The 4,643-nt window shown below is 70.1% G+C and carries 7 protein-coding genes; 3 read left to right on the top strand and 4 right to left on the bottom strand.

Annotated features, from left to right (window positions below; all coding sequences use genetic code 11):
- Positions 1-352 precede the first annotated feature (352 nt).
- Complete coding sequence (locus AC07DW_RS32700) at positions 353-550, bottom strand: hypothetical protein (RefSeq protein WP_478861272.1); 198 nt, start codon at positions 548-550, stop codon at positions 353-355.
- A 206-nt stretch (positions 551-756) separates the two neighbouring features.
- Between AC07DW_RS32700 and AC07DW_RS32695 the strand changes: the two genes are divergently transcribed.
- The 3 genes from AC07DW_RS32695 to AC07DW_RS32685 all read left to right on the top strand — a co-directional run bounded on the left by AC07DW_RS32695 (position 757) and on the right by AC07DW_RS32685 (position 2,423).
- Entirely contained in the window at positions 757-1,032 is a 276-nt protein-coding gene (locus tag AC07DW_RS32695) for an isoamylase early set domain-containing protein (protein WP_214931263.1), read from the top strand.
- Positions 1,033-1,578: 546 nt separating this feature from the next.
- Positions 1,579-2,229 carry a DinB/UmuC family translesion DNA polymerase gene (locus AC07DW_RS32690; RefSeq protein ID WP_478861271.1) on the top strand — a complete coding sequence of 217 codons (651 nt, stop codon included), beginning with the start codon at positions 1,579-1,581 and terminating at the stop codon, positions 2,227-2,229.
- Positions 2,226-2,423, top strand: a complete 198-nt coding sequence (locus AC07DW_RS32685) for a hypothetical protein (RefSeq protein WP_478861270.1) — start codon at positions 2,226-2,228, stop codon at positions 2,421-2,423. Before AC07DW_RS32690 ends, AC07DW_RS32685 begins: the two co-directional genes overlap by 4 nt.
- 109 nt (positions 2,424-2,532) lie before the next feature.
- Here the strand turns inward: AC07DW_RS32685 and AC07DW_RS32680 are convergent, their stop codons facing one another.
- The 3 genes from AC07DW_RS32680 to AC07DW_RS32670 form a co-directional block, all read right to left on the bottom strand.
- On the bottom strand, positions 2,533-2,850 hold the full coding sequence (locus AC07DW_RS32680; protein ID WP_478861269.1) for a hypothetical protein: 318 nt from the start codon (positions 2,848-2,850) through the stop codon (positions 2,533-2,535).
- Between the two features lie 449 nt (positions 2,851-3,299).
- Positions 3,300-3,431, bottom strand: a complete 132-nt coding sequence (locus AC07DW_RS32675; protein WP_478861268.1) for a hypothetical protein — start codon at positions 3,429-3,431, stop codon at positions 3,300-3,302.
- Positions 3,432-3,653: 222 nt separating this feature from the next.
- Complete coding sequence (locus tag AC07DW_RS32670; RefSeq protein WP_478861267.1) at positions 3,654-4,334, bottom strand: hypothetical protein; 681 nt, start codon at positions 4,332-4,334, stop codon at positions 3,654-3,656.
- Positions 4,335-4,643 lie beyond the last annotated feature (309 nt).

Raw genomic sequence — 4,643 nt, 5'->3', positions numbered from 1 at the left:
GCTCACCACGAAGACGCTCAACCTCCCCAAGATCCACGACCAGCAGCATGCACCACAACACGCCATACCTGCAAACCGACTTAACGAAGCCCTACGAGTTGCCGGGCGATGCTGTCCAGCAGCCGCGCCTCGGCGTCCGCATACCCACCCCGGACTGGACTCGGCCGTCCGCGCTGGCCTGTTCGCCGACACGGAACAGGACGGCTGCAGGGGGTGCACCTCTCGTTTCTCGGACGCTCGCCGGAGGCGGAGCGGGCCTGCCTGTATGTCGGCGGTGGGCGGGATGTGACAGAGCCCGGCCGGGGTGACTGTGAACCGGCCGGGCCCTGCGTGCGTGGGGTGCTGCTCTGCTTCAGAGTTCTTCGTCGCGCAGGTCGCGCTCGTCGTGGAGCGGGGTGTCCTCGCGGCGCCGCTTGGTCTCATCGGGGCTCTTGCCGCGGGACGGCTGGCCGGGCTGGGGGTGGACTGGGTCCTGGCCGGGTCGCTGCGGGCGCTGCTGCTCTTCGCGGCCCTTGCCCGGCTCCTGGCGCTTGTCCTGCGTACCGCCCATGACGGCGACTCCTCTTGATGCGGGGGGTGAGGGATTCCTCGTCCTCACGTTCACACGGACAGTCACGACTCGCACCAATTCGGCTACGGATCGTGGCGCAAGGGTGACGTCGGGAACCGGGGTGACTGCGTCGGAATGCGGACCCCGTCTCTGCTGCCGAGGATGGGCGGGATCCCCCGCCCACCTGCTGTCAGGAGTGCATCGCCATGCTGGAACGCAAGCCGCGCAAGGACCGCACCGAGGTCACCTTCGTCCTGCCTGCCGACACCCCGCCCGGACCGGTCAGTGTGGTGGGCGACTTCAACGACTGGCAGCCCGGCACCCACACGCTCACCCCCCGCAGTGATGGCACCCGGGCTGTCACCGTCGCCCTGCCCGGCAAGAGCGAGCACTCCTTCCGCTACCTCGCGGCCGGCGACTACTGGTTCGACGAGGAGAGCGCCGACAGCCACGACGGCCTCAACAGCCGCGTGCGCACCTGAAGAGCCCAACCGGCGTAACCCCGGGGAGCCGCAGGCGTTGAGAGCGGCGACACGTGCCCCCGGCCCTTCGCTCCCCCCGGGCCGGAGTCCGTGTGGCGGCCCCTGCCTCGCCCCCGACGGCAGGGGCCGTCGTGAATTCCCGGGATCCCGCCGCCGTCACGGCATCGGGCACACGACGGTCTCTGCCCTCAACTCAGCCGTCATCCTCCCAATCCTGCCCCGCCGAGGCGGGCGTGACGAGAGGGCCGCGCCCGTCGGTGCGGGGCACGCGTCGGAGTGCGGCCCCCGTAGCGGCCCTGATGGCCGAGGCCGCACTCCGCACGGTCGAAACTACCGGGTACCGAACCGAGCGCAGGACCCGTTTCCGCTGGCCAGGCAGGTGACCACGCAGCATCCGGATCGTTGTACCAAGCGCTCATCCCCTCCTCGGCGGGGGTGTTGGCGGCGGCATGGACGCGTTCGAGCAGGTCGCGATGGCGATAGAGGAAGGTGCGATCAACCCGAGCGGCTCGGGCGAGCCCAGAGACGGTGATGTCTCCGCCGGTCTTGGCGGCGGCGACCATCGGCGACATCGCCGAGACACCCATGTCCACGCTCGTCCGTCTTTTCGGCGCCGCCGCCGGCCGCGCCCTGCACGCCCACGGCCAGGACCCGCGCACCGTCCAGACGCAGCCGATCGCGAAGTCCTTGGCCGCCGACCGGGCCTTCGAACACGACGTCCTGGACCCCGCCGAACATCGCCGAGCCTTGCTCGATCTGGCCGAGGAGGTCGCCGCCCGCCTGCGTGACGGGCAGCAAGCCGCGGGTGGACTGGCCCTGTCCGTTCGCTACGCCGACCGCAGCGTGAGCACCCGCAGCCGCACCCTCATCGAAGCCACCGCCCACACCCGGCCGATCGCCACCACCGCGTACGAGCTCTACGACCTGCTCGCTCTCCAGCGCGCCCGCGTCCGCGCCATCAGCCTGCGTGCACACGACCTCCGCCCCGCGAGCGCAGCAACCCAGCAACTCACCCTCGAACCAGACGACGACCGCGCCTTGGCCATCGAAGCGGTCGCCGACCGAGCCCGCGCTCGCTACGGACCCGGCACTATTCGGCCCGCCACCCTCGCCAGCACCAAACAGGCCAGCAAGGGAATACACGGCGCGAAAACGTTCTTGCCAGCACTGCCGCCATCCGAAGGAAACCGTCCATGAGCACCGCTCAGACCTCCACAAGAGCGCCCGCGCTCAACTGCGACCCGTCCCAGATCGGACCCTGCGCAAAGTGCCGGCTTCTCTGCACCGACAGCGAGATCGAGGCCGTCATCGAAGCGCCAGCCGAAGACCTCATCACGATCCGACAAGTCCTCACCCAGGTGCTCGGCTACGCCATGCGCGTAGGCATCTGATCAGCCTCTCCTTGAGGCTCGGAAGCGCCCTGCCCAACGAGCCAGAGATGATGCAGTTGATACCCCAGCATCTCGCGGCTGGCCGGCCGCGCAGCTACACACCTGACCTTCACCACCCGCCTGCGCTTTCTATTTGTATCGCCAGCCACACGACCGGTCCCGCTGCCAGAACGATCAGCAGCAGACAGCACGGCACCGATGACGGCCCTTTGAGGGGTGGCTGGGCTGCTATCTGCGGGGCCACTTGGCGCACGTCGTCGGCGTGATACCACATCTTGCCGGCATAGCCCGTAGTGGTCATCCAGCTCTCCGAACGGGTCCGCACCCCATGGGCCAGCGCATTCACATACACCGAGCGAGTACCCACGCCCGGCCACAAGCTGCTCACCTGGCGCTCGGTCAGCCAGCCGTCTCCCTCGTCCGCCATATCCCGCCCTTCCCCCAGCAGCCGGTGACGCCTCCTCATGAACTGTCCCATAGCCAGGCGCAGTTCGTCCCTCCATCGCTCCTCGGGTTTCCGACGCGGCGATCCGCTTCCCGGGCCCCAAACGCCTGGCGCGAGCGGGTGTGGCCCTCGCCATCGAGAACGGTCGGTCAGGGTCTGACCGCCCGCCCTGCCCCGAATCACGGCGCCGGGGCCTGACTGTCACTCCAGATCTCGACAGGCCCGCGCGCCCGCGCGCCTGCGAGTGGCGCGGGCGGCCAGCGGCAGATTGCTGATCACGAGACTGGGTTGTATCGAGCCTTCCCACGGCCGGGATAGGGATCAGGCCGCGCTTCACCCATGTGACCCCGGGGCCACAGTTGCCGAAGCCCTCCGGGCAGCAGTGTGGGCCACCTCCAGTCTGGAGGTGGCCCACACTGCTCGCTGTCTAGCTACTGGGCTCGGCGGTTACGCTGGTTGGGGAACTTCTTCCCGGTGGTCGGCTCGGAGGCCTTCCGCCGGCCCGGGACGGTGGGGATGGCGCGGTCGTTGTCACGGGCGTTGTCGTGCCTGTCGCGGTCCATGAGAAGGCCCTTCTGTTGGGTTCGGCTGACGGGTGTGGAGGCGGGTACCGACCGCCGTCCGACAAGAAAAACATTACGGCAAAAATGGACATTCAGGGAGGATTTCGCGCGTCGCGTCGCGATCAGGTGGAAAGGCCCACCCAGGCCGGAGCACTGGAGGGTGTGCGGCGGGCGCGCGAGCCGTCGCCGCCCTTCGGGGTTTCGGGCGGCGACGGGGCGGGCTCAGGCCGAGTCGGCCCTGTGGTCGCGGGCGGCCGCGAGCAGGCGCTGGGCGGTGCGTTCTCCGACGCCGTACTGCTCGGCGATCTTGGCGGCCGTGGCCGGCTGAGCGTCTCCTCCGGCAGTGAGGGCGAGTCCCGCGGCGATCTCGGCGACACGGGGGTCCGGTCGGCGTCGGGGGGCCTTGTCCTTCGAGCCCCGCGGGCGGCCGGCCCCGGTGAGGTGGGGTTGGTGGCGCTGATCGCCTGCGCTGAGCCTGGCTTCGAGGTCGGCCCGGCGGTACCAGGTGCGGCCGTGCCGCTGGACGACGGGCAGGTATCCGGCCGTGCCGTAGTCCCGGACGGTGGAGGCTCGCGTCTCCAGTACGGCCGCGGCTTCCTGGTCGGTGAGGAGGTCGTCCGGGTGCTCCTCCCCCGGCGGCACCGCAGGGGGCCACATGCCTTCGGCGTCCGTACCGATGACCGCCTTCCCGCCGCCACGCGCGGACTTAGGGGGCCAGGACGAGCCCGCGAGGAACGCGCGGACCTGTTCCTCGTCGTAGAGGCGAAGGCGCCCGCCCTCGTTGACCAGCGGCACGCGGTCGCGCATGTTCGCGCCCTCATTGCGCTGCCAGGTCTTGAGTACGGCCTTCCGCTCGGCGGCGATGTCGGCTTCGGTCAGGGTGGGTCGGCCTCGCGGGATCACCGTGTGCTCCTGTGGGTCGTGCAGGGCCCTGGGCGGCCCGTGGGATGGGTGCTGTGGATAGACTGCCGGACATGTCGCGCTCCTCCTGTGGAGTTGCTGACGGGTGGGGGCCAGTGGGTACCGCCGTCTTCGCTTCGTGCGGAGTCGGACCGCTGGCCCCGACACATTTCCGGGCAGGCGCCGCGTCGGCTGCCCGCGCACGACACACAGCGGCGGCCCCGGCCCTCGCCCCAGGGCGCCACCCCTCTCTCCGCCAAGCCCCCCCCCCCCCCCGCCGCCAACCCCTCCCTGGTTGTTCCAGACCGTGCG

The organism is Streptomyces sp. NPDC045701, assembly GCF_056432045.1.
This window is presented reverse-complemented; position numbering and strand designations above follow the sequence as displayed.

What these genes read in the sequence shown, in the direction of transcription:
- AC07DW_RS32675 (WP_478861268.1), bottom strand. Translation starts at nt 3,431, where the DNA reads ATGGACCGCGACAGGCACGACAACGCCCGTGACAACGACCGCGCCATC.
- AC07DW_RS32680 (WP_478861269.1), bottom strand. Translation starts at nt 2,850, where the DNA reads ATGGCGGACGAGGGAGACGGCTGGCTGACCGAGCGCCAGGTGAGCAGC.
- AC07DW_RS32700 (WP_478861272.1), bottom strand. Translation starts at nt 550, where the DNA reads ATGGGCGGTACGCAGGACAAGCGCCAGGAGCCGGGCAAGGGCCGCGAA.
- AC07DW_RS32685 (WP_478861270.1), top strand. Translation starts at nt 2,226, where the DNA reads ATGAGCACCGCTCAGACCTCCACAAGAGCGCCCGCGCTCAACTGCGAC.
- AC07DW_RS32695 (WP_214931263.1), top strand. Translation starts at nt 757, where the DNA reads ATGCTGGAACGCAAGCCGCGCAAGGACCGCACCGAGGTCACCTTCGTC.